This window comes from Streptomyces sp. Z423-1 (assembly GCF_013009255.1).
GTDB lineage: Bacteria > Actinomycetota > Actinomycetes > Streptomycetales > Streptomycetaceae > Streptomyces > Streptomyces gossypiisoli.
Genome location: NZ_CP053109.1, coordinates 8,552,926 through 8,575,535 on the forward strand (window position 1 = coordinate 8,552,926; position 22,610 = coordinate 8,575,535).

Here is a 22,610-nt window from a genome sequence, read left to right on the forward strand (position 1 = left end):
CGGTAGGAGTCCGTTGAGCCGTGCATCAACGACCCTTCCCGGTGTCGTCAACTCTCTGCCATAAGGGCAAATAGTCCCCCTTTCTGCCTCATTTTTGATTGACCGGGCTCGAAAACCGTTGCGAAAGTGCGCACAGTTTCGCCGCGCCGGTTACGGGCGCCACCCGATTTCCTTTCACCCAGGGGCAGATCCGCATGACGAGTTCCAGGCAGCCGCCGACGCGTGCAGCCCTTCAGCGCATCCGGCGGGACAAGGTCACCATGACCGCGCTGGTGGTCCTGCTCCTCTTCGTCGTGATCGCGCTGCTGGCCCCGCTGCTCACCAAGGTGACCGGCTGGGGTCCGATCAGTCCCGACAACGCGGCCATCAACCCCGACACCGGCAACCAGCCGTACGGATCTCTCGGCGGCATCAGCCTCACCCACCTGCTCGGCGTCGAACCCGGAACGGGATACGACCTGTTCGGCCGGATCGTCTACGGACTGCGCACCTCGCTGCTCGTCGGCTTCGCCTCCGCCCTGCTGTCCACCGTCGCCGGTGTGGTGGCCGGGCTCGCGGCCGGCTACTTCGGCGGCTGGGTCGACACCCTGCTGTCGCGGATCATGGATGTGATGCTGGCGTTCCCGCAGCTGCTGTTCATCATCGCTCTCACCCCGGTGATCCAGAACGCCCTGCAGACCAACAGCCACGGCGGTACCAACGAGAAGCTCCGGCTGGTCGTCCTGATCGGCAACATCGCGTTGTTCTCCTGGGCCTACACCGCCCGCCTGGTGCGGGGCCAGGTGCTGTCCCTGCGCGAACGGGAGTTCGTCGACGCCGCGCGGATCATGAGCGCCGGCCGGCGGCACATCCTCTTCCGTCAGCTGCTGCCGAACCTGTGGGCGCCGCTCCTCATCTCCTTCGCGCTCGCCGTTCCGCAGAACATCACCACGGAGGCTGCGCTGTCCTATCTGGGTGTCGGTGTCATCCCGCCCAGCCCGGACTGGGGAGCGCTGCTGTCGGACGCCTCCCAGTTCTTCGTGCAGGACCCGATGTACCTGTTCATCCCCGGCGTCCTGCTCCTGATCCTCGTCCTCGCCCTCAATCTCCTCGGGGACGGCATACGGGACGCCCTCGACCCCCGCGCCCAGCGCGGCTGACGGGCTGCCATCCAGGCGGCCGGCCCCGGCGGTCCACCGACGTGCGACCCAGGCCGAGCCCATGACAAGAACGGAGTGTTCCCCCATGACGCGCACCCGGCGCACAGTCGCTCTCTCGGTGTCCGCCCTGGCCGTCGCCCTCGGGGCCACGGCCTGCGGCGGCGGCTCCGCCGCCGACGCCGGTGGCAGCCCGGTCAAGGGCGGCACGCTGACGATCCTCGACAACGCGGACTACGACCACCTCGACCCCCAGCGGACGTACTACACACAGCCCGACAGCACCGACGAACTGCTCGTGCGCACCCTCACCACCTGGGACGAGACCGGCGCCCGACCCAAGCTCGTGGGAGACCTCGCCACCGGCACCGGAACGCCCGGCAAGGACGACACGACCTGGACCTTCCACCTGCGGCCGGGCATCAAGTGGCAGGACGGCAGCGACGTCACCGCGCAGGACGTCAAGTACGGCATCGAGCGCGGCTTCTCCGGCGACATCAACGGCGGCCCGCCGTACGCGGCGCAGTGGCTGGTCGGTGGCGGCAGCTACAAGGGCCCGTACGGCGGCAAGCAGCTCGCCTCGATCCGGACGCCGGACAAGAGCACGATCGTCTTCCACCTCAGCCGGCCCGTGGCCGACTTCAACGAGGCGACGGCCATGACCAACTGGTCGGCGGTGCCCAAGGCCCACGACACCGGCTCGACGTACGACACCCACGTCTGGTCCGACGGGCCGTACATGATCAAGTCGTACACCCACAACAAGGAACTCGTTCTCGTCCGGAACAAGTACTGGAAGCAGTCGACCGATCCGGTCCGCGAGCAGAACGTGGACGAGTTCGACGTGAAGTTCGGCCAGGACCAGAGCGCCATCGACCAGCAGATCAAGTCGGACGGCCCAGCCGCCCAGACCGCGATCATGCAGTACCCGATCGCCGGCTCCGACCTGAACTCGATCGCCAACGACCCGACGCTCAAGTCGCGTTACTACAAGATTCCGGCACCGGGCATCAACTACCTGGCAATCAACCAGAACACGGTCAAGAACCTCAAGGTCCGCCAGGCCATCGAGTACGCGATCGACAAGGCCACCGTCCGCGGCGCCTTCGGCGGTGCGGCCTACGGCGAGTACGCGAGCACGATGCTGAGCCCCGGCATCGGCGGCTACAAGAAGTTCAACCTGTACAGCACCGACCCGGCCGGTGACCTCACCAAGGCCAAGGCGCTGATGCGGCAGGCGGGCAACCCGAAGCCGACCCTGTCGCTGGCCGTGGAGGAGTCGCCCACGCAGGAGCACTTCGCCGACGCGGTGAAGACGTCCCTCGCCAGGATCGGGATCGACGTCAACATCGTCCCGATCCAGACGGCGAACTACTTCAGCACCGTCGACAACGTCAAGAACCAGTACGACCTGACCTGGGGCGACTGGATCGCCGACTGGCCGAACGCCTCGACCGTACTGCCCACCCTCTTCGACGGCCGGCTGATCGCCAAGAACCCGCAGGCCAACCAGGACCTGTCGTACCTGAACGACCCGAAGGTCAACGCGATGATCGACAAGGCTGCGAAGACAACCGACCTCACCCGGCGCAACGCCATCTACGGCGACATGGACGAGCAGATCATGAAGGACGCCGCCGTGGTGCCGTTGATGTACATGGACTTCAGCGAGCTGGCCGGTACCAAGGTCGGCGGGGTCATCCCGGACCCCATCCTCGCCGAACCCAGCCTGGTGCACGTCTACGTCAAGCACTGACCCGACATGTTTCGCTATCTCGTCCGGCGCCTGCTGGCAGCGGCCCTGATCCTCCTGGTGATCAGCGTCATCACCTTCTTCGTCTTCTTCGCGCTGCCGTCCGACCCCGCCCTGCTGGCCTGCGGAAAGACCTGCTCACCCGCCCGTCTCGCGGAGATCAGGCACTCACTGGGCCTCGACCGGAGCACCGTGGTCCAGTTCTGGGAGTTCTTCAAGGGGCTCTTCGCCGGCCGCGACTACGGCGACCAGAGCGTGCGGATCCACTGCGGCGCACCGTGCCTCGGAGTCTCGTTCCAGACCGACACACCCGTCCTCACCACGCTGTTGCAGGACTTCCCGGCGGACCTCTCGCTCGGCCTGGGGGCCGCGGCGGTCTTCCTCGTCGCCGGCCTCGGGCTGGGCACGCTGGCCGCGGTCCGCAGGGGCAGGGCCACCGACAAGCTGGCCGTCGGGGCCGCCCTGTTCGGCGTCTCGCTGCAGATCTACTTCGTCGGACTGCTGTTGCTGTACCTGTTCGTCGACAAGTGGCAGCTCCTGCCCGCCGCCGGGTACACCCCGATCACCCAGGATCCGGTCGCCTGGTTCCAGGGGCTCCTCCTGCCCTGGGCCACCCTGGTCGTCGTCTACCTCGCCCTGTACACCCGGCTCACCCGCTCCTCCATGCTCGAAGTCTTCGGCGAGGACTACATGCGCACCGCACGGGCCAAGGGGCTGCCGGCCGGCAGGATCGTCCTCAAGCACGGGTTGCGGGCCGCGATCACCCCGGTCGTCACCATCTTCGGCATGGACGTCGGCTCGCTCATCGGCGGCTCCGCGGTCATCACCGAGTCGGTGTTCGGCATCAACGGCATCGGCAAGCTGGCGGTGAACTCGGTGCAGAACTCCGACCTGCCGGTCATCCTCGGCACCACTTTGTTCGCCGCCACGTTCGTCGTCCTCGCCAACGTGGTCGTGGACCTGGTGTACGGCCTCGTCGATCCGCGCGTACGCCTCGCCTGACCCAGCACACCAAGGAAACGCCAGTGTCCCAGCCGACCAAGGAATCACCCGAGTCCCAGCCCATGGAGGGCTCGCCGGAGTCCCCGTCCATGGAGGGCTTGCCGGAGTCCCCGCATGCCCAACCGCGGCCCTCCGCCGTCCCGACCGCCACCTCCGCCTTTCTCGACGTACGGGATCTGCGCGTGCACTTCCCGACCGAGGACGGCGTCGTCAGATCCGTCGACGGCGTGTCCTTCACCCTGGACAAGGGCCGGACCCTCGGCATCGTCGGCGAGTCCGGCTCCGGCAAGTCGGTGACATCCCTGGCCCTGCTCGGGCTGCACAAGGGCACGCGCGCCCTGGTCTCCGGCGAGGTCTGGCTGGACGGCAGGGAACTCGTCGCCCTGCCGGAAAAGGAGATGCGCCAACTACGGGGCAGCACCGTGTCCATGATCTTCCAGGACCCGCTGTCCGCGCTGCACCCGTTCTTCACCGTCGGCGCCCAGATCGCCGAGGCCTATCGCGTGCACCACCAGGTCTCCAGGAAGGAGGCGAACGACCGCGCCGTGGAGATGCTCCAGCGCGTCGGCATCCCGCAGCCCCAGCGCCGGGCGAAGGACTACCCCCACCAGTTCTCCGGGGGCATGCGGCAACGCGCCATGATCGCCATGTCCCTCGTCTGCGACCCCGCGCTGCTGATCGCCGACGAGCCCACGACCGCCCTGGACGTCACCGTCCAGGCGCAGATCCTGGACCTGATCGGCGACCTCCAGCAGGAGTTCGGGTCCGCCGTCGTGATCATCACGCACGACCTCGGCGTGGTCGCCGGCGTCGCCGACGACATCCTCGTGATGTACGGCGGCCGACGGATCGAGTACGGCACCGTACGGGACGTACTGAAGCGGCCCCAACACCCCTACACCTGGGGCCTGCTGCAGTCGATGCCGCATATCGCCGGCGACGTCGGCCGACGCCTGAACCCGATCCCCGGCTCTCCGCCCAGCCTGATCAACCTCCCCGGCGGCTGCGCCTTCCACCCGCGCTGCCCCCACAAGGACCAGGTCCCGGACGGCCGTTGCTCGCTGGAACGGCCCGAACTGGTCCCGGTTCCCGGCACCGCCGAGCACATCGCGGCGTGCCACCTGGTCGCGGACATCCGCGGCGGCGAGAACACGCGGGCCGCACAGTAACGGCAGCGGACGAACAGGAGCGTTCCATGAGCACCACCACCCCTCCCACCCTCGCGCGTCAGGCTCCCGCGCACGACAACCTCCTCGAAGTCACGGGCCTGCACAAGCACTTCCCCATCCGGCAGGGCATCCTCTTCCAGCGCCGGATCGGGGCCGTACGCGCCGTGGACGGCATCGACTTCTCCGTCGGGGCGGGAGAATCGCTGGGCCTGGTCGGGGAGTCCGGCTGCGGCAAGTCCACGACGGGCCGCCTGATCACCCGGCTGCTGGAACCCACGGCCGGGACGATCACGTTCGACGGCGAGGACATCACCCACACGTCCGTGTCAGGGATGCGGCAGGCGCGCCGGAACCTCCAGATGATCTTCCAGGACCCGTACTCGTCGCTGAACCCCCGCCACACCGTCGGCACCATCATCGAGACGCCGATGAAGCTCCACGGCGTCAACCCGCCGCAGGGCCTCAAGCGGCGCGCCCAGGAACTGCTGGAGACGGTCGGCCTCAACCCCGAGCACTACAACCGCTACCCGAACGAATTCTCCGGCGGCCAGCGCCAACGCATCGGCGTCGCCCGCGCCCTCGCCCTGCGGCCCAAGCTCATCGTCGCCGACGAACCCGTGTCGGCGCTGGATGTGTCCATCCAGGCCCAGGTCGTCAACCTGCTGCAGGATCTGCAACGGGAGTTCGGCATCGCCTTCGTCTTCATCGCCCACGACCTCGCCGTCGTCCGCCACTTCTCCGAGCGGGTCGCGGTCATGTACCTCGGCAGGATCGTCGAGATCGCCGACCGGGAGGCGCTCTACGCACGGCCCCGGCACCCCTACACGCACGCCCTGCTGTCGGCCGTACCCGAGGCCGATCCGGACCTCACCGGGGCGCGCCAGCGCATCCGGCTGGCCGGAGACGTACCCTCGCCCATCAACCCGCCCTCCGGCTGCCGTTTCCGCACCCGCTGCTGGAAGGCCCGGGACAAGTGCGCGACCGAGGAGCCGCCGCTGGTCCGCATCCCGGGCAACGCCGAGGGACACCTGACCGCCTGCCACTTCCCCGAGGAACCGACGACCGTGCCACGCGCCGACGTCGTCCTCGATCCGGCGCTCGCGGCGATGGAGGAGACGTCGACGGGGACGACCGGCATGCCGACCTGAGGCGGCGGGGAGCCACGGCGGCCAGGCTGACCGGCCACCGTCCGCCGTGCGGAGCGGGCGTGGGAGGAGGCCCCCCGCCGTCCCGGCCGGTGACGCGGTGCTCAGCTTGCCGCGTAGTTGCGCAGGAAGAGGGCCTCCGCAACGGAGAGTCGTTCCAGTTCCTCGGGGGACACGCTCTCGTTCACGGCGTGGATCTGGGCCTCCGGCTCGCTCAGGCCGATGAGCAGGATCTCCGCGTGGGGGTAGAGGGCGGCGAGGGTGTTGCACAGCGGGATGGAGCCACCCTGGCCGGCGTACTGCATCTCCTGACCCGGATACGCCGTCGCCATCGCGTCGGCCATCGCCTGGTACGCCGGGCTGGACGTGTCCGCGCGGAACGCCTGGCCCTGACCGATCTGCTCGGTGCTCACCCGCGCGCCCCACGGCGTGTGCCCCTCGATGTGCGCCTGGAGCAGCTTCGTCGCCTCGGCCGCGTCCACGCCGGGCGGCACCCGCAGGCTGATCAGCGCGCGGGCACTCGCCTGCACGGACGGGGTGGCGCCCACGACCGGCGGGCAGTCGATGCCGAGGACGGTCACGGCCGGACGCGCCCAGATCCGGTCGGCGACCGTGCCGGAGCCGATCAGCCCGACCCCGTCCAGCACCTTGGCGTCCTTGCGGAACTGCCCCTCGTCGTACTGCAATCCGTCCCACTGCTCGTCGGCGGTCAGCCCGTCGACCGTGGTCGAACCGTCCTCCGCGCGCAGCGAGTCCAGTACGCGGATCAGCGCGGCCAGCGCGTCCGGCGCGGCGCCGCCGAACTGGCCGGAGTGCAGATTCCCCTGGAGGGTGTCGACCCGGACGCGCAGCAGGGTCATACCGCGCAGGGTCGAGGTCACCGTGGGCAGTCCCACCCGGAAGTTGCCCGCGTCGCCGATCACGATCGTGTCGGCCTCCAGCAGCTCCGGGTGCTCCTCCGCGTACCGCTCCAGACCGCCCGTCCCCATCTCCTCGGAGCCCTCTGCGATCACCTTCACATGCACGGGCACCCCGCCGTTGGCCTTGAGGGCGCGCAGCGCGAGCAGGTGCATGATCAGGCCGCCCTTGCAGTCGGCGGCACCGCGGCCGTACCAGCGGCCGTCGCGCTCGGTCAGCTCGAAGGGCGGGGTGATCCACCCGGCCTCGTCCAGTGGCGGCTGCACGTCGTAGTGGGCGTACAGCAGCACGGTCTTCGCGCCCGCGGGCCCGGGCAGGTGGCCGTACACCGACTGCGTCCCGTCCGGGGTGTCGAGCAGCGCCACGTCCTCGAAGCCCTCGGCGCGCAGCGCGTCCGCGATCCAGCGCGCGGCGCCCTCGCTCTCACTGCGCGGGAACTGGTCGAAGTCCGCCACCGACTTGAAGGCCACCAGCTCGGTGAGCTCCGCCTTCGCCCTGGGCATCAGCGAGGCGACGGTCTCGGCGACCGGATTCGACGACATGGGCACGCTCCTCGTAGGTGCGACGTTGTACTTCGTGGGCATCCGCGACCAGGCGGGTGCATGCGCGCCCTGGTGTGCGGGGCGCATACGGTGCCGATCCTCCCACAGCGGCCTGCGGCGATCACCGCCGTAGGATGCGGGGGACAGTTCGGCAGGCGGCGGATCGGGAGCAGTAGACCATCGTGAGCAGCGAGAACTCTTCGGCGGACGACGGGCGGCAGGTGTGGGACGTCGTCGTGGTGGGCGCGGGACCCGCGGGGGCCTCGGCGGCCTACGCGGCGGCGGTCGCGGGGCGGCGCGTGCTGCTGCTGGAGAAGGCCGAGCTGCCCCGCTACAAGACGTGCGGCGGCGGGATCATCGGCCCCTCGCGCGATGCTCTGCCGCCCGGGTTCGACCTGCCGCTGCGGGACCGGGTGCACGCGGTGACGTTCGCCAACAACGGCCGCTTCAGCCGTACCCGGCGCTCCAAGCAGATGCTCTTCGGGCTGATCAACCGGCCCGAGTTCGATCAGCAGCTCGTCGAGCACGCGCAGAAGGCGGGCGCCGAGCTGCGCACGGGCGTCACGGTGTCCCGGGTCGAGCAGCACGGGTCGGCGGTGCCGGACCGGCGTACGGTCGCCGTCGTGCTGCAGGGCGGTGAGACGCTGCTGGCGCGGGCCGTGGTCGGCGCGGACGGCAGCGCCAGCCGGATAGGCGCGCACGTCGGGGTCAAGCTCGACCAGGTGGATCTCGGCCTGGAGCTGGAGATCCCGGTGCCGGACACGGTCGCGGAGGACTGGCAGGGGCGGGTCCTCATCGACTGGGGGCCGATCCCGGGCAGTTACGGGTGGGTCTTCCCCAAGGGCGACACGCTGACGGTCGGGGTGATCTCCGCGCGCGGTGAAGGGGCCGCGACCAAGCGGTACTTGGAGGACTTCGTCGGGCGGCTGGGGCTCGCCGGTTTCGAGCCGAGCATCTCCTCTGGGCACCTGACCCGCTGCCGCGCCGACGACTCGCCGCTGTCGCGCGGGCGCGTGCTGGTGTGCGGCGACGCGGCGGGGCTGCTGGAGCCGTGGACGCGCGAGGGCATCTCGTTCGCGCTGCGGTCGGGGCGGCTCGCGGGGGAGTGGGCGGTGCGGATCGCGGAGGCGCACGACGCGGTGGACACGCGCCGGCAGGCCCTGAACTACGCGTTCGCGATCAAGGCCGGGCTGGGTGTGGAGATGGCGGTCGGCAGGCGGATGCTGACGGTGTTCGAGCGGCGGCCCGGGCTCTTCCACGCGGCGCTGACCGGCTTCCGGCCGGCGTGGAAGGCGTTCATGGACATCACGCGGGGCGCCACATCCCTGGGCGAGATCGTCCGCACGCATCCGATGGCCCAGCGCGCCCTGACCGCGCTGGACCGCCGGCCGGGTGCGGAGAGGACGGCCGAGACCGGCGAGGTCAGCCCCTGAGATCGGTAGCGCCGGTGTCCGTGGCGCCCGTCGGAGGAGTTGCGGCCGGAGGTGGTCCGGAGGCTGCCGATCTTGCGCCCGATCTGCCGCCCAGGTGAGGAGCGTGGAGGACCGCGAGCCGTTCTTCCGGCATGCTGTCGGTCAGCTCGCCCACACCGTCGGCCCCGTCATTCCGCAGGGCCGGGCCGCGCTGGACCGCCAGGCCGTGGCAGGTGCGACGGCTGAGGGCGGCGAGGTCGGCTCCTGAGGTCTGTGGCGTCGGTATCCGGGTCGTCGGCGTCTGTGACGTCGGTGTCTGCGTCACCGGCGCAGGAGGGCCCGGCCGGACAGGGCCGCGCAGAGCCGTCAAGGCACCGGCACCGGCGGCAAGGGCAGCAGCTCCGGGTCGTACTTCGTGGGGAGTACGTGTGATCACCTCGCCCGGCTGACGCCGTGCGGCGTGGGGGCGGTCTAGCGTGGCGGACATGGAGGAGCAGCGGGGACGTCGTGGCGGGTGGTGGCGGCACGGGCCGCCATGGGCGGGCCACTGGGACGAGGAGCGGCCGGGCCGGTGGCCGTGGCGCTCCACCGTGCTGCTCACCGCCTTCGTGCTCGTGGGCTCCGGCTTCGCCGCGCACGGCCAGGAGGGGGAGCGGGCGGCGCTCGACCCCTTCGCGCGCGTGCTGCTGGTGGTGGCGGCGGGGGCGCTGCTGTGGCGGCAGCGGTTCCCGGTGCCGGTGGTGTTCGGGAACGCGGTGGCCGTCGCGGTGTATCTGGGCGCCGGATATCCGTACGGGCCCGTGCTGCTCACCGTCGCCGTCGCCTGCTTCAGCGCGATCGTCGCGGGGCACCGCAGGGCCGCGTGGGCAGCGCTGGGGATGTTGTGGGCGGCGCATGTGCTGGTCGCGCACTGGCTCTACCGGTGGCTGCCGCCGTCCGGGGACGCGCCCGCCTCCTGGACGCAGGAGATCGTGACCGCCACCTGGGCGGTGGCGATCGTGGCGCTGTCGGAGCTGGCCCGGACCCGGCGTGAGCAGTGGGCGCGGGAGCGGGCCGAGCGGGCGCAGGCGGCGCGGCGGCGGGCCGACGAGGAACGGTTGCGGATCGCGCGTGAACTGCACGACGTGCTCGCGCACAGCATCTCCGTGATCAATGTGCAGGCGGGCGTCGGGCTCGCCCTCCTCGACAGCGACCCGGAGCAGGCGCGCACGGCGCTCACCACGATCAAGGACGCCAGCAAGGAGGCGCTCGGCGAGGTCCGCCAGGTCCTCGACACCCTGCGCACGCCGGGGGACGCGCCGCGCACTCCGGCGCCCGGTCTGGACCGGCTGCCCGAGCTGGTCGAACAGGCGGCGAGCGCCGGGCTGACGGTGACGGTCGAGGGCGAGTCGCCCCGCCTGCCGCCCGGGACGGACCTCGCCGCGTTCCGGATCGTCCAGGAGGCCCTCACCAATGTCGTACGGCACTCCGGGTCCCGGCACGCGCGCGTGCACCTCGATCGGACGGGCGGCGCGCTGCGGTTGCGCATCGACGACGACGGGCCGGCGACCGGCGCCGACGCGGGCGGCAGCGGCAACGGACTGGCCGGAATGCGGGAACGGGCGGCCGCGCTGGGTGGCACCATCGAGGCGGGCCCGCGACCCGACGGCGGCTTCCGGGTGCTCGCCACCCTGCCGCTGACGAGAAAGGACGACGACCGGTGATCCGCGTAGCTCTCGCCGACGACCAGTCACTGGTCCGGGCCGGCTTCAAGGCGCTGCTGGACGCGCAGCCGGACATCGAGGTGGCCGGGGAGGCCGCCGATGGTGAGGAGGCGCTGCGCACGGTGCGCGAACTGCGGCCCGACGTCGTGCTGATGGACATCCGGATGCCCGTCCTCGACGGCCTGGCCGCCACGCGCCGGATCACCGAGGACGCGACCTTGAAGGACGTGAAGGTGGTCATGCTGACCACGTTCGAGCTGGACGAGTACGTCTTCGAGGCGCTCCGCTCCGGCGCCTCGGGCTTCCTGGTCAAGGACACCGAGCCGGACGAACTCCTGCGCGCGGTACGGGCGGTGGTCGCGGGCGACGCGCTGCTCTCGCCGGGCGTGACGCGGCGGCTGATCGCCGAGTTCGCGGCCCGTTCCAAGGAGCCCGCGGCCGCCGACGCCCTCGCGGAACTCACCGAGCGGGAGCGGGAGGTGATGGCCCTGGTCGGCATCGGCCTGTCCAACGAGGAGATCGCCCGCCGACTGGTCGTCAGCCCCCTCACCGCGAAAACGCACGTCAGCCGCACCATGGTGAAGCTGGGCGCGCGGGACCGGGCCCAACTGGTGGTGCTGGCCTACGAGTCGGGGCTGGTGCGGCCGGGCTGGCTCGGCTGAGTAGCGTGCCGGAAGCGGACGAGCACGGCGATCACCCGTACGACGAACAGCACCGGCCCGAGGACCAGTCCCGCGCGGACCAGCCAGGTCTCCATCACGCGGGGCAGTTCGAAGAGCCACGCCGGACCGGCGACCGCCCCGACGACCACCGCCGCCGCGAACGCCGCGCTGCACAGCGCGTACCCGATCTCCACGGTGATCGCGTCCCGCTCGGCCTGCGTACGCCGTCCCCCGTAAGTCTCCATGACCTGCATCAAACATGCGTGCGCCCGGCGGAGCAAGCAGGCCCCGCCGGGCACACACCGGAGACGGTCTCCCCTAGTCGCGGACCGGTACGCGCTCCGCTTCCGTCTCCTTCACCATGGACCGGGTGACCACGACGGTCCGCTGCGCACGCTTCGTGCGCAGTCCCGACAGCGCGATCAGCAGGCCGGCGACGGCGATTCCCGTCACCACGATCAGGCCCGGCCGGTAGCTGTCGAGGACGGCCTGCGGGGTGGCGTTCTCAGGGGCGCCCGCGGTCACCACCGCCGTCACCACGGCGAGGAAGATCGCGCCGCCGACCTGCACGGACGTGTTGAGCAGGCCGGAGACCATGCCCTGCTCGTGGTCGTCGACGCCGTTGGTGGCCTGGATGTTGAGCGACGGGAACACCAGCGCGCAGGCCGCGCCGATCAGCAGCATGCTCGGCAGGATCGCCGCCGCGTAGACCGGGTCGAGGTCGACGCCGAGGAACAGCGCGTAGCCGACGACCATCAGCGCGAAGCCCACCGCGAGCAGGCGCTGGGTGCCGAACCGGTCCACGATCGAGCCCACGCTCGTCGACGAAAGCGCCACCAGCGCGCCCGCCGGCAGGAACGCGAGCGCCGTGTGCAGCGCCGACCAGCCGAGCAGGGACTGCATGTACAGCGTGACCAGGAACTGGAAACCGACGTACGAGCCGAAGAAGGTCATGGCGCCGAGCTGGGCGCGGATCTGGGTGCCCGAGCGCAGCACACCGAGCCGGATCAGCGGCCCGGGCGAGCGGCGCTCGACCACGACGAAGACGGTGAGCAGCACGGCGACCGCCAGGAAGGACAGCAGCGTCCGCGCGGAGGCCCAGCCGGCCTCCGGCGCCTGCACGACGGTGAAGACCAGCAGCAGCATCGAGGCGGTGCCGATGATGGCGCCGGGGATGTCATAGCCGTTGTGGTCGCGTTCGCGGGCGCTGTGCGGCAGCAGCTTCAGGCCCGCGATCAGGGCTGTCAGGGCGATCGGCGCGGGCAGCAGCATGGTCAGACGCCAACTGGCCTCGGTGAGCAGGCCGGACAGCACCAGGCCCATGGAGAAGCCGGTGGCGGCGCAGGTGGTGTAGATGGCCAGGGCGCGGTTGCGCAGCGGCCCCTCGGGGAACGTGGTCGTGATGATCGACAGGCCGGCGGGGGCCGTGAAGGCCGCGCTCAGGCCCTTGATGAAGCGGCTGGCGATCAGCAGCGGGCCGGAGTCGACCAGGCCGCCGAGCAGCGAGGCGAGAGCGAAGACACCCAGGGCCACCAGGAAGACCTGGCGCCGGCCGAGCAGGTCGGCGGTGCGGCCGCCGAGGAGGAGCAGGCCGCCGTAGCCCAGGATGTAGCCGCTGACGACCCACTGCAGGGCCGAGGTGGACAGTCCGAGGTCGGCGCCGATGGACGGCAGGGCGACGCCGACCATCGAGACGTCCAGCGCGTCGAGGAACATCGCGGCGCAGAGCACCAGCAGGGTGCCCCACAGCCGGGGGGTCCAGCGTCCCTCGGACGCCGTGGTGGTGAGCGGAGAGGTCATGGCACCCGACACTACATGCGCCTGCATTCAATGCAAGCGCATTTAATGCTGATGCAAGAATTTAACTTCTCTGCTACGGTGCCGTCATGGCGGCGAAGAAGGCCGAGCAGGCGCTTGTTGAGCAGTGGCGGGACATCCTGGCCCTGCACGCGCGCACGCAGTGCGAGATAGACCGCGCACTGCACGAACACGGCCTGTGCGCCAGCGACTTCGAAGTACTCGACGTGCTCGCCTCCGGCTCCACGTCCGGCACCGGCGCCTGCTCCCTGCGCGTCCAGGAGATCTCCGAGCGGGTCCACCTCAGCCAGAGCGCGCTGTCCCGGCTGGTCGCCCGGCTGGAGAAGGACGGGCTCCTGGAACGCGCCATGTGCCCCGAGGACCGGCGCGGTGTCCGGGTGGCGCTCACGGCGAAGGGGCGCGCCCTGCACGGCGCGGTGCTGCCGGTGCAGCGGGCGGTGCTGACCCGGATGCTGGCGGACTGACCCACGCCACGGGGCCGGGCATCAGCTCCAGACGATCCCGGACTTCTCCCGCCACAGATCGGCCAGCGCGCTGTCCCCACCGACCTCGGGAAACGGCAGCCGGTTCCAGAGCGAGAGATACAGCCGGTCCGCCGGTCCGCCGATGTCGCAGTCGGCGGCGCCGGCGTCGTCCCGTTCCGTCACCGGCGGTTCCGCGGACAGCCGTACGGTCCACACCGCGTCGTCCGCGTCGGTCGCCCGCACCCGCAGCACCCGGGGCTCCTCGGTGCGCACGGCGCTCTTGCGGCGGGCGTGGAAGGCGCGCAGCAGTTCGTCGATGCCGTCCACCGCGAAGTCGGGGGCGATCTCCGCGCTCGTACCGCCGCGCGCCGCCTCGGCGTCGACGCGGTGCACGGTCGTCTCGTGCGCCTGCCGCCGCGCCCAGCCGGCCAGCGAGGAGGGGGCGGGCAGCACCTGCCAGCACTGCACGTCGGGCGGGGCGGCGGAGAGGGTGTCGACGAGCCGGCGGTGCCCCTCCCGGTACCAGGTCACCAGCTCGTCGCCGTCCAGGTCGGGCAGTTCCCCTGCGGGCTGGTACGAGGTCCGCGCCTCGGCGACGAAGGCGGTCGCCCAGCGGTGCACCATGCCCGTGTGCCGCAGCAGGTCCCTGACCTGCCAGTCCGGGCAGGTCGGCACCTTGGCGCCGGTCCCGGCCTCGGCGGCGGCCGTGGCGAGCAACCGGCCCTCGCGGTCGAGGGTGTTGATGAAGTCGACGATCTCCATGCGAGTGAGTCTGCCGTATGGGGCGCGGTCGAGGGGCAGCGTCTTTCCTCAATATGGGCAATGCCGGACGGTCTGGTTGGCCGCCCGTCCGGCGTTTCGTGGGAGCCGGCGTGAGCTGATGTCGGGAGTTTGTGCAGGCCGGCCCGCTGCTCGACGGTCCACTGGAACTTAGGGGTGTGGCGCCCGACCACCGGGTGAATGATCGAATCGAGAGTGTGGTTAGCATATGAGCGCCACCTAGCTCGAAAGATAGGCCCGTGACTGTCAACGACGACTCGTTCACCAACTGGAAGAACCGCGAGGAGATCGCGGAGTCGATGATTCCGATCATCGGGAAGCTGCACCGCGAGCGGGACGTCACCGTCCTGCTGCACAGCCGCTCCTTGGTGAACAAGTCGGTCATCAGCATCCTCAAAGCCCACCGCTTCGCCCGCCAGATCGCCGGCGCCGAGCTCTCGGTCACCGAGACGATGCCGTTCCTGCAGGCGCTCACCACCCTCGACCTCGGCCCCTCGCAGATCGACATCGGCATGCTCGCCGCCACGTACCTGGCCGACGACCGCGGCCTGAGCGTCGAGGAGTTCACCGCCGAGGCCGTCGACGGTGCCACCGGCGCCAACAAGATCGAGCGCCGCGAACCGCGTGACGTCGTCCTCTACGGCTTCGGCCGCATCGGCCGCCTCGTCGCCCGTCTGCTGATCGAGAAGGCCGGGTCCGGCAACGGCCTGCGGCTGCGCGCCATCGTCGTCCGGGGCGGCGGCGGGCGGGCCCCCGAGGACCTCGTCAAGCGCGCCTCGTTGCTGCGCCGCGACTCCATCCACGGCCAGTTCCAGGGCACGATCACCGTCGACGAGGCGAACAGCACGATCATCGCCAACGGCAACGAGATCAAGGTGATCTACTCCGACGACCCGACGTCGGTGGACTACACGGCGTACGGCATCAAGGACGCCATCCTCATCGACAACACCGGCAAGTGGCGCGACCGCGAGGGCCTGTCCAAGCACCTCCGGCCCGGCATCGCCAAGGTGGTGCTGACCGCCCCCGGCAAGGGCGACGTCCCCAACATCGTGCACGGCGTCAACCACGACACCCTCAAGCCGGACGAGACCATCCTGTCCTGCGCGTCCTGCACCACCAACGCGATCGTCCCGCCGCTGAAGGCGATGGACGACGAGTTCGGCGTGCTGCGCGGCCACGTGGAGACCGTCCACTCGTTCACCAACGACCAGAACCTGCTGGACAACTACCACAAGGCCGACCGCCGAGGCCGCTCCGCGCCGCTCAACATGGTCATCACCGAGACCGGCGCCGCCTCCGCCGTCGCCAAGGCGCTGCCCGACCTCAAGGCGAAGATCACCGGCAGCTCGATCCGCGTCCCCGTGCCGGACGTCTCGATCGCGATCCTCAACCTTCAACTCGCCTGCGAGACCACCCGCGAGGAGGTCCTCGACCACCTCCGTGAGGTGTCGCTGACCTCGCCGCTCAAGCGCCAGATCGACTTCATCACCGCCCCCGACGCGGTCTCCAGCGACTTCATCGGCTCGCGCCACGCCTCGATCGTGGACGCCGGCGCCACCAAGGTCGAGGGCGACAACGCGATCCTCTACCTCTGGTACGACAACGAGTTCGGCTACTCCTGCCAGGTCGTCCGCGTCGTCCAGCACGTCTCCGGGGTCGAGTACCCGACCTATCCGGCACCGGTGGCCTGATCCCGCACGCCGCCCCCGGGCTACCTCGGCCCGCCGGGCGGCATCGGGCTCTCGAAGTGCACCGTCGCGACGCCCGGACCGTGTTCACCCGTGGTCCGGGCGTCGAAGATCTCCTTGGCCAGGCTGCGCCAGAAGGCCTCCGAGCCCTCGACGTTGGTGTTGGTATGGAGATAGATGCGCTCGTACCCGGGCGTGTCGGCGACGAAGTCGCAGGCGGCGTCGACCAGGGTGCGGGCGAGCCCGCGCCGCCGGTGCTCGGGACTGACGTACACACGGACCAGTTGGGCCGTGCTGCCCGAGGGGTACTGCTCGGCAAGCCGGCGTGGGTGCGGCGGATGGGCGGGCCCCGCCGACCGTACGCCGGTCCTGGCGACGACCTCGCCGTCCCGCACCGCGACCAGGAGCAGATGGCGGGGGTCGTCCAGGTACGTGCCCTCGATGTCCATCACGTCCGGGTGCCACTGGGGTACGTACCCGTACCCGAACTTCCGGTAGAAGGTGTCGAGCATGAGGCGGCGCGCGCCCTCCACGTCGGCCGGGGTCGCGGGGCGCACGGTGTAGTCGCGGTGCTGGGTGTGTGTCCGTCTTATGGGTGACGGTCTGTCATCGTCCTGACGGCTCCGGCAGCCCCGGCCCCGCACACCGCACATCCCGCACTGGAATCATCCCGTCGATCAGATACGCCGCCACCGTGTCGTCCACGCACGCGTTCCCCCCGCCCGGCTCTCCGGCGGCGAACTCCAGCGCGCCGCCCTCGCCCGCGCCCTGCTCGCCCACCCCCGGGTCCTGATCTGCGACGAGATCACCTCCGGCGTCGACGCGGTCACCCGGCGCGGCATCCTCGACGTGCTGGCCGGTCTGCTGAGAGACCGCGACGACCTCTCCCTCGTCCTCATCACCCACGATCTGGACACTGCCCGCCTGGCCCACCGCATCGCCGTCCTGGACGCGGGCGAACTGGTCGAACAGGGACCGGCCGACCAGGTGCTCGGTGAGCCCCGGCATCCCTTCACCGTGTCCCTCACGGAAACGACGGCGCGGCTGGCGGCCGGGACCTGACGGAGCGTCGGCGTCACCGGCCGGAAACACGCGTTCCCCGTGGCCGTCACCTGCGGGGCAACTTGCCTTGCCGTGCGGGCGGTTGTTAACTCGGGCGGTGCTGTGTCGTCAACTCGCGCAACGGTGGCCGTTGCCTGCGGCTCGGACCCTCGCGGGCATGACAACGACCTCGTACAGAGCCGGACTGTCGCGTGCCGCCGCGGCCACCGCCGCGGCGCTGGCACTCCTGGCCGCGCCTTCCGGGCAGGCCGCAGCCGCCGACCCGGGCCTGCCCCTGGGCGACGCCGATCTGGCGGAGACCCGTACCAGCCAGACCCTGGCCGCCGGCGTCACCCTCACCCGGATCGTCCGGGGCACCGAGCCCGCCCCGGCCGACCAGATCGACACCACGACCCGCGGCCCCTGGGTGGTCAACGTCCTGACCATCGACCCGCGCAAGACCAGCGGCCACCTGACGGCCACCTACGGCCCCGATCTCGCCCGCACCGAGAAGACCACCGACCTCGTTCGCGCCACCGGGGCCCTCGCGGGCGTCAACGGCTCCTTTTTCACCTTCACCGCCAACCGCCAGTACCCGGGCGACCCGGTCGGACTCGGCCTGTACGGCGGCAAGCTGCTCAGCGAGCCGACCAGTGACCCCGCCGAGGTCGACTTCGTCGTGGACTCCAGCAGCGACCAGGTCCTCATGGGCAAGCTGAGCTGGTCCGGCAGCGTGCAGAACCGCAAGACCGGGGCGAGCCTGCCGCTGGAGTTCCTCAACCACCCGCCGGTCGTCCCCGCCGGCTGCGCGGCGCTCGCGGACCAGACCGAGTGCACCGAGCCCGGCGATGTCGTCCGTTTCACGCCCGAGTTCGCCGCGGCCACGCCGTCCGGCGCCGGTGTCGAGGTGGTCCTCGACCGGCGTGGCTGTGTGGTCCGCACCTCGACGAACCGGGGCACCGAGCTGACCGCCGGTCAGACGTCCCTCCAGGCGACCGGCCGTGAGGCGGCCACCCTCGTGCAGGTCGCGGGTAAGGACTGCCTGCGGACGACCTCCGTCCTGGTCGACGAGAAGGGCGACCGGCTCCCGCTGCGCAAGAGCCTGTCCGGCGTCAACGGCCGCTACCGGCTGACCGCCGACGGCCGGATCGTCGTGCCGGACGGTTCGGGCAGCTTCTTCGCCCGCAACCCCCGCACCGTCGCCGGTACGACGAAGGACGGCCGGATCGTCCTCGCGACCATCGACGGCCGCATGACGAGCAGCGTCGGCACCACCATGGACGAGACCGCCGCCGTCGCCCACGCGCTGGGCCTGCACGACGCGGTCAACCTCGACGGTGGCGGCTCCACCACCATGTCCGTCCGGGGTGAGCTGGTGAACCGGCCGAGCGGCAGCACCGAGCGGGCCGTGGGCGACGCGCTGGTCTTCCGCGACTGACCCCGTCCGCTAGAGCCTGTCCGGCATGATCCGCCGGACAGGCCCTAAGTCGCCGACCGGCCGAGCCGTGGCGCCCGGCCGGTCAGCCGAGGGCCCGGTCCAGGTTGAACGCGGCGCTGATCAGGGCCAGATGCGTGAACGCCTGCGGGAAATTGCCCTGCTGCTCGCCGGTGTGGCTGATCTCCTCGGCGTACAGGCCGAGATGGTTGGCGTAGGTGAGCATCTTCTCGAACGCCAGCCGTGCCTCGTCCACCCGCCCGGCGTGCACCATGGCCTCGACGTACCAGAACGAGCAGATCGAGAACGTGCCCTCGTCGCCCCGCACTCCGTCGGGGCTCGCCACGGGGTCGTAGCGGTAGACCAGCGAGTCGGACACCAGGTCCTGGGTGAGGGCGTCCAGCGTGGACAGCCACTTGGGGTCGGTGGGCGCGATGAACTTCGTCAGCGGCATCATCAGCACCGCCGCGTCGAGCACCTCGTCGTCCTCGTGCTGCACGAACGCCTGCCGCCGCTCGGACCAGCCGCGGCTCATGATCCGCCGGTAGATCGTGTCGCGGACGCCCCGCCACCGGACGATGTCGGCGGGCAGACCGCGCCGGTTGGCCATCCGGATGGCGCGTTCGATCGCCACCCAGCACATCAGCCGCGAGTACAGGAAGTTCTTGCGGCCGCCGCGGGTCTCCCAGATGCCCTCGTCCGGCTGGTCCCAGTGCTCGCACACCCAGTCGACCAGCTCGCACACGTCGTCCCACTGGTCGCTGGAGATCGGCTGCGCCCACTTGTCGTACAGGTAGATGGAGTCGATGAGCGCGCCGTAGATGTCGAGCTGGAGCTGCTCGGCGGCGCCGTTGCCGATCCGCACCGGAGCCGAGCCCTCATGCCCCTCCAGGTGGGCGAGTTCCCGCTCGGGCAGGTCGGTACGGCCGTCGATGCCGTACATGATCTGCAGCGGTCCTGACGGTTTGCCGTCGCCCGGACTGATGTGCCGGGTCACGAACTTCATGAACTCGGCGGCCTCGCCGGTGAAGCCCAGCCGCAGCAGCGCGTACACGCAGAAGGCGGCGTCGCGCACCCACACGTACCGGTAGTCCCAGTTGCGTTCGCCGCCGAACTTCTCGGGCAGGCTCGTGGTCGGCGCGGCCACGATCGCGCCGGTCGGCGCGTAGGTGAGCAGCTTCAGGGTGAGCGCGGAGCGGTGCACCATCTCCCGCCAGCGGCCCCGGTACTTGGACGCGGACAGCCAGCGCCGCCAGTACGCCACCGTCGCCGCGAACTGGTGCTCCGCCTCCATGTGCGGGCAGCAGCGCGGCGCCACGTCGCCGCCGACCTGGTCCAGCGCGAACACCGCGGACTCGCCCTCGGCGAGCTTGAAGTCGGCGCGTGCGTCGAACTCGTCGGCCTCCAGGAGGACGGTGGCGGTGAGGCCCAGCGACAGCTTGGGGGACTCGAAGACGGCCACGTCGTCGGCCATGCGCAGGGTGTGCGGCTGGGCGCCGTAGTCGAACCGGGGCGCCACTCGCGCGCGGAACGGGATGGAACCACGGACGCACAGCACCCGCCGGATCAGCCGGTGCCGCTCGGCCTCCAGAGGCGCGCCGCTGACCGGCATGAAGTCCTGCACCTCGCCGACGCCGTCCTCGGTGAAGAAACGGGTGATCAGGACGTTGGTGTCGGGGAAGTAGAACTGCTTGGTCCGCGCGGGCACGACCGCCGCCAGCTCGAAACAGCCGCCGCGCTCGGCGTCCAGGATCGACGCGAACACGCTCGGCGCGTCGAACGCCCCGCAGCAGTACCAGTCGATCGTGCCGTCGGTGCCCACCAGGGCAACGCTGCGCAGATCGCCGATCAGGCCGTGCTCGGCGATCGGCAGATACCGGGAGCGCCCGGACGCCCCGCCGCTCGGTGTTTCGACCATTGCCGCCTCCCAGGCCGGCCTCTACCGCGAGGTTCCAGCTTAGGCGGGATCGAACAGGCGGGCGGGGTGGAGGGCGGGGTTGAGGGAAGGTCCGGGGACCAGGTGTGCCGAGGGGGTCGGTCAGACCGGGTACGGGGGACCAGGTGTGCCGAGGGGTCGGTCAGACCGCGATCACCGCCACGCCCGCCTCCTCGAACCGCCGCACCGTCTCCTCCTCCACCGCCGTGTCCGTGACCAGCGTGTCCACCAGCTCGGTGCGGCAGATCCGGGCGAAGGCACGGCGCCCCAGCTTGCTGGAGTCGGCCGCGACGACCACCCGCTCGGCGCGCTCGCACAGCAGCCGGTTGATCGCGGCCTCCGCCTCGTCGTGTGCCGTCGCCCCGTCCACGACGTCGAGGGCGACGACCCCGAGCACCGCCACGTCCAGCGTGATCTGGCTCAGCACACCGTCCGCGAGCGGCCCGATGAGTTCGTACGACTGTGCCCGCGCGACACCACCCGTGACCACGATCTTGAACTGGGGTCGCACGGCCAGCTCGTTGGCGATGTTCAGCGCGTTCGTGACGACGGTCAGCGCGGGCGAGCCGGACGCGAGGTCGCCGCGCACGGCCAGGGCACGCGCCACCTCGGTGGTGGTCGTGCCGCCGGTCAGCCCGACCGCCTCGCCGGGCGCGACGAGGTCGGCGACCGCCTGGGCGATGCGCTGCTTCTCGGAGGCGCGGCGGGCGGTCTTGTAGCGCAGGGGCAGCTCGTACGACACCCCGTGCACGACGGCGCCGCCACGGGTGCGGACGAGCATCTGCTGCTCGGCGAGCCGGTCGAAGTCCCGGCGGATCGTCGCGGCCGACACCTCAAGCTCGGCGGCGGCCTCCTCGACGTCCAGCCGCCCGCGCTCGACGAGCAGTTCCAGCAGCGCCTTCCAGCGGGCGTCCCGCGACATCCGCACCTCCATCCGGGTTCGTCCCGTGACCCTAGCGCACCTCCCTCTGGGGCCAGATTGCTTGATCCTGCGCGAAAATGCGCTGTACCTTGCAGGAACAATCATTTGCTTGAGCGGGGAGGGCACGCATGACACATGTCGAGGACGAGCTGCGAAGCCAGCCGGAGTGCTGGGCCCGGGCCGCGGCGCTCGCGCCGGAGCACCGCGGGGCGCTGCCGGCGCCGGGGGAGCGGGTGGCGATCGTCGGCTGCGGCACCTCGTACTTCATGGCGCAGTCGGCCGCGGCCCTGCGCGAGGGTGCCGGGCAGGGCGAGACGGACGCCTTCGCCGCCTCGGAGTTCCCGTACGGCCGCGCCTACGACCGGGTCCTCGCCCTGAGCCGCTCCGGCACCACCACAGAGGTGCTCGACCTGCTCCGCAAGGTGAACGGACGTACCCGCACCTCGGCGATCACCGCCGACCCGCACACGCCCGTCATGGACGCCGCCGACGACGTGGTCGTACTCGGCTTCGCCGACGAGCGGTCGGTCGTACAGACCCGCTTCGCCACCACCGCGCTCACTCTGCTCCGCGCCCACCTGGGCCTGCACACCGACGCCGTGGTCACCGACGCCCGCACCGCGCTGGACGCCGAGCTGCCCGAAGGGCTGGTGGACTGCGGCCAGTTCACCTTCCTCGGCACCGGCTGGACCGTGGGACTCGCCCACGAGGCCGCCCTGAAGATGCGCGAGGCGGCCCAGGCGTGGACGGAGTCCTACCCGGCGATGGAGTACCGGCACGGCCCCCTGAGCATCACCACCCGGGGCACCGCGACCTGGATGCTCGGTCCCGCGCCCGAGGGACTCGCCGAACAGGTGCGGGCCACGGGCGGACAGTGGGTGTCGGGTGACCTCGACCCGCTCGCCGAACTGATCCGCGCCCAGCGCCTGGCCGTCGCGGTGGCGACAGCCCACGGCCTGGACCCCGACCGGCCTCGCCATCTGACGCGCTCGGTGATCCTCTGAGCAGCGGCCGTGGGGGGAAGGTGAGCGCCGGTGGCCGCGTGGTGGTCTGCGCCGCGTCGGCGAGGGGGGTGGCTGAG

At 70.9% G+C, this 22,610-nt stretch carries 20 protein-coding genes and 1 pseudogene; 14 read left to right on the plus strand and 7 right to left on the minus strand.

Going from position 1 to position 22,610, the window contains the following annotated elements:
* Positions 1-194: 194 nt before the first annotated feature.
* The 5 genes from HJD23_RS39015 to HJD23_RS39035 all read left to right on the plus strand — a co-directional run bounded on the left by HJD23_RS39015 (position 195) and on the right by HJD23_RS39035 (position 6,208).
* Positions 195-1,139: an ABC transporter permease gene (locus HJD23_RS39015; protein ID WP_171109362.1), complete on the plus strand. Its 945-nt coding sequence runs from the start codon at positions 195-197 to the stop codon at positions 1,137-1,139.
* A gap of 85 nt (positions 1,140-1,224) precedes the next feature.
* Positions 1,225-2,892 carry an ABC transporter substrate-binding protein gene (locus tag HJD23_RS39020; RefSeq protein ID WP_171109361.1) on the plus strand — a complete coding sequence of 556 codons (1,668 nt, stop codon included), beginning with the start codon at positions 1,225-1,227 and terminating at the stop codon, positions 2,890-2,892.
* A 6-nt stretch (positions 2,893-2,898) separates the two neighbouring features.
* Positions 2,899-3,891: an ABC transporter permease gene (locus HJD23_RS39025; RefSeq protein WP_171109360.1), complete on the plus strand. Its 993-nt coding sequence runs from the start codon at positions 2,899-2,901 to the stop codon at positions 3,889-3,891.
* A gap of 89 nt (positions 3,892-3,980) precedes the next feature.
* Positions 3,981-5,060, plus strand: a complete 1,080-nt coding sequence (locus tag HJD23_RS39030) for an ABC transporter ATP-binding protein (protein ID WP_232108347.1) — start codon at positions 3,981-3,983, stop codon at positions 5,058-5,060.
* A 26-nt stretch (positions 5,061-5,086) separates the two neighbouring features.
* Entirely contained in the window at positions 5,087-6,208 is a 1,122-nt protein-coding gene (locus HJD23_RS39035; protein WP_171109359.1) for a dipeptide ABC transporter ATP-binding protein, read from the plus strand.
* A gap of 101 nt (positions 6,209-6,309) precedes the next feature.
* Here the strand turns inward: HJD23_RS39035 and HJD23_RS39040 are convergent, their stop codons facing one another.
* A complete protein-coding gene (locus tag HJD23_RS39040) occupies positions 6,310-7,665 on the minus strand; it encodes a dipeptidase (RefSeq protein WP_171109358.1) in 1,356 nt (451 codons plus the stop codon).
* Between the two features lie 182 nt (positions 7,666-7,847).
* On the opposite strand from HJD23_RS39040, the gene HJD23_RS39045 reads away from it, so the two are divergent.
* From HJD23_RS39045 to HJD23_RS39060, 4 genes are all read left to right on the plus strand, one after another.
* On the plus strand, positions 7,848-9,098 hold the full coding sequence (locus HJD23_RS39045; protein WP_171109357.1) for a geranylgeranyl reductase family protein: 1,251 nt from the start codon (positions 7,848-7,850) through the stop codon (positions 9,096-9,098).
* A 103-nt stretch (positions 9,099-9,201) separates the two neighbouring features.
* Positions 9,202-9,345 carry a hypothetical protein gene (locus HJD23_RS44450; protein WP_232108321.1) on the plus strand — a complete coding sequence of 48 codons (144 nt, stop codon included), beginning with the start codon at positions 9,202-9,204 and terminating at the stop codon, positions 9,343-9,345.
* 217 nt (positions 9,346-9,562) lie between these two features.
* A complete protein-coding gene (locus HJD23_RS39055) occupies positions 9,563-10,780 on the plus strand; it encodes a sensor histidine kinase (protein WP_171109356.1) in 1,218 nt (405 codons plus the stop codon).
* Positions 10,777-11,442: a response regulator transcription factor gene (locus HJD23_RS39060; protein ID WP_171109355.1), complete on the plus strand. Its 666-nt coding sequence runs from the start codon at positions 10,777-10,779 to the stop codon at positions 11,440-11,442. The genes HJD23_RS39055 and HJD23_RS39060 overlap by 4 nt, the downstream gene beginning before the upstream one ends.
* On the opposite strand, the gene HJD23_RS39065 is transcribed toward HJD23_RS39060, so the two are convergent.
* Positions 11,403-11,687: a DUF6332 family protein gene (locus HJD23_RS39065; protein ID WP_171109354.1), complete on the minus strand. Its 285-nt coding sequence runs from the start codon at positions 11,685-11,687 to the stop codon at positions 11,403-11,405. The genes HJD23_RS39060 and HJD23_RS39065 overlap by 40 nt on opposite strands.
* Positions 11,688-11,760: 73 nt before the next feature.
* Positions 11,761-13,242, minus strand: a complete 1,482-nt coding sequence (locus tag HJD23_RS39070; RefSeq protein WP_171109353.1) for an MFS transporter — start codon at positions 13,240-13,242, stop codon at positions 11,761-11,763.
* Between the two features lie 86 nt (positions 13,243-13,328).
* Here HJD23_RS39070 and HJD23_RS39075 point away from each other — a divergent pair, with 86 nt between their 5' ends.
* The gene (locus tag HJD23_RS39075) at positions 13,329-13,724 is read left to right on the plus strand and encodes a MarR family transcriptional regulator (RefSeq protein WP_171109352.1); all 396 of its coding nucleotides are present in this window, start codon (positions 13,329-13,331) and stop codon (positions 13,722-13,724) included.
* 21 nt (positions 13,725-13,745) lie between these two features.
* Here HJD23_RS39075 and HJD23_RS39080 read toward each other — a convergent pair whose 3' ends face one another.
* Entirely contained in the window at positions 13,746-14,486 is a 741-nt protein-coding gene (locus HJD23_RS39080; protein WP_171109351.1) for a maleylpyruvate isomerase family mycothiol-dependent enzyme, read from the minus strand.
* Between the two features lie 257 nt (positions 14,487-14,743).
* On the opposite strand from HJD23_RS39080, the gene HJD23_RS39085 reads away from it, so the two are divergent.
* Positions 14,744-16,198 (plus strand): glyceraldehyde-3-phosphate dehydrogenase, encoded by a 1,455-nt coding sequence (locus HJD23_RS39085; RefSeq protein ID WP_171109350.1) that lies wholly within the window; start codon positions 14,744-14,746, stop codon positions 16,196-16,198.
* Between the two features lie 20 nt (positions 16,199-16,218).
* On the opposite strand, the gene HJD23_RS39090 is transcribed toward HJD23_RS39085, so the two are convergent.
* Positions 16,219-16,707 (minus strand): GNAT family N-acetyltransferase, encoded by a 489-nt coding sequence (locus HJD23_RS39090; RefSeq protein WP_232108345.1) that lies wholly within the window; start codon positions 16,705-16,707, stop codon positions 16,219-16,221.
* Positions 16,708-16,912: 205 nt separating this feature from the next.
* Here HJD23_RS39090 and HJD23_RS39095 point away from each other — a divergent pair.
* Together HJD23_RS39095 and HJD23_RS39100 are read left to right on the plus strand one after the other, a co-directional pair.
* A pseudogene (locus HJD23_RS39095) lies at positions 16,913-17,257 on the plus strand (ATP-binding cassette domain-containing protein); the annotation flags it as partial.
* A gap of 157 nt (positions 17,258-17,414) precedes the next feature.
* Positions 17,415-18,674 (plus strand): phosphodiester glycosidase family protein, encoded by a 1,260-nt coding sequence (locus HJD23_RS39100; protein ID WP_171109348.1) that lies wholly within the window; start codon positions 17,415-17,417, stop codon positions 18,672-18,674.
* A gap of 82 nt (positions 18,675-18,756) precedes the next feature.
* Here HJD23_RS39100 and HJD23_RS39105 read toward each other — a convergent pair whose 3' ends face one another.
* Entirely contained in the window at positions 18,757-20,589 is a 1,833-nt protein-coding gene (locus HJD23_RS39105) for a glycoside hydrolase family 15 protein (RefSeq protein WP_171109347.1), read from the minus strand.
* Between the two features lie 160 nt (positions 20,590-20,749).
* Positions 20,750-21,529 carry a DeoR/GlpR family DNA-binding transcription regulator gene (locus tag HJD23_RS39110; protein WP_171109346.1) on the minus strand — a complete coding sequence of 260 codons (780 nt, stop codon included), beginning with the start codon at positions 21,527-21,529 and terminating at the stop codon, positions 20,750-20,752.
* Positions 21,530-21,657: 128 nt separating this feature from the next.
* Between HJD23_RS39110 and HJD23_RS39115 the strand changes: the two genes are divergently transcribed.
* Positions 21,658-22,533 (plus strand): SIS domain-containing protein, encoded by an 876-nt coding sequence (locus HJD23_RS39115; RefSeq protein WP_171109345.1) that lies wholly within the window; start codon positions 21,658-21,660, stop codon positions 22,531-22,533.
* Positions 22,534-22,610: the final 77 nt, after the last annotated feature.

What these genes read in the sequence shown, in the direction of transcription:
- HJD23_RS39070 (WP_171109353.1), bottom strand. Translation starts at nt 13,242, where the DNA reads ATGACCTCTCCGCTCACCACCACGGCGTCCGAGGGACGCTGGACCCCC.
- HJD23_RS39115 (WP_171109345.1), top strand. Translation starts at nt 21,658, where the DNA reads ATGACACATGTCGAGGACGAGCTGCGAAGCCAGCCGGAGTGCTGGGCC.
- HJD23_RS39030 (WP_232108347.1), top strand. Translation starts at nt 3,981, where the DNA reads ATGGAGGGCTTGCCGGAGTCCCCGCATGCCCAACCGCGGCCCTCCGCC.
- HJD23_RS39105 (WP_171109347.1), bottom strand. Translation starts at nt 20,589, where the DNA reads ATGGTCGAAACACCGAGCGGCGGGGCGTCCGGGCGCTCCCGGTATCTG.
- HJD23_RS39035 (WP_171109359.1), top strand. Translation starts at nt 5,087, where the DNA reads ATGAGCACCACCACCCCTCCCACCCTCGCGCGTCAGGCTCCCGCGCAC.
- HJD23_RS39075 (WP_171109352.1), top strand. Translation starts at nt 13,329, where the DNA reads ATGGCGGCGAAGAAGGCCGAGCAGGCGCTTGTTGAGCAGTGGCGGGAC.
- HJD23_RS39080 (WP_171109351.1), bottom strand. Translation starts at nt 14,486, where the DNA reads ATGGAGATCGTCGACTTCATCAACACCCTCGACCGCGAGGGCCGGTTG.
- HJD23_RS39015 (WP_171109362.1), top strand. Translation starts at nt 195, where the DNA reads ATGACGAGTTCCAGGCAGCCGCCGACGCGTGCAGCCCTTCAGCGCATC.
- HJD23_RS39040 (WP_171109358.1), bottom strand. Translation starts at nt 7,665, where the DNA reads ATGTCGTCGAATCCGGTCGCCGAGACCGTCGCCTCGCTGATGCCCAGG.
- HJD23_RS39055 (WP_171109356.1), top strand. Translation starts at nt 9,563, where the DNA reads ATGGAGGAGCAGCGGGGACGTCGTGGCGGGTGGTGGCGGCACGGGCCG.
- HJD23_RS39025 (WP_171109360.1), top strand. Translation starts at nt 2,899, where the DNA reads ATGTTTCGCTATCTCGTCCGGCGCCTGCTGGCAGCGGCCCTGATCCTC.
- HJD23_RS39110 (WP_171109346.1), bottom strand. Translation starts at nt 21,529, where the DNA reads ATGTCGCGGGACGCCCGCTGGAAGGCGCTGCTGGAACTGCTCGTCGAG.
- HJD23_RS39020 (WP_171109361.1), top strand. Translation starts at nt 1,225, where the DNA reads ATGACGCGCACCCGGCGCACAGTCGCTCTCTCGGTGTCCGCCCTGGCC.
- HJD23_RS39065 (WP_171109354.1), bottom strand. Translation starts at nt 11,687, where the DNA reads ATGGAGACTTACGGGGGACGGCGTACGCAGGCCGAGCGGGACGCGATC.
- HJD23_RS39100 (WP_171109348.1), top strand. Translation starts at nt 17,415, where the DNA reads ATGACAACGACCTCGTACAGAGCCGGACTGTCGCGTGCCGCCGCGGCC.
- HJD23_RS39090 (WP_232108345.1), bottom strand. Translation starts at nt 16,707, where the DNA reads ATGCTCGACACCTTCTACCGGAAGTTCGGGTACGGGTACGTACCCCAG.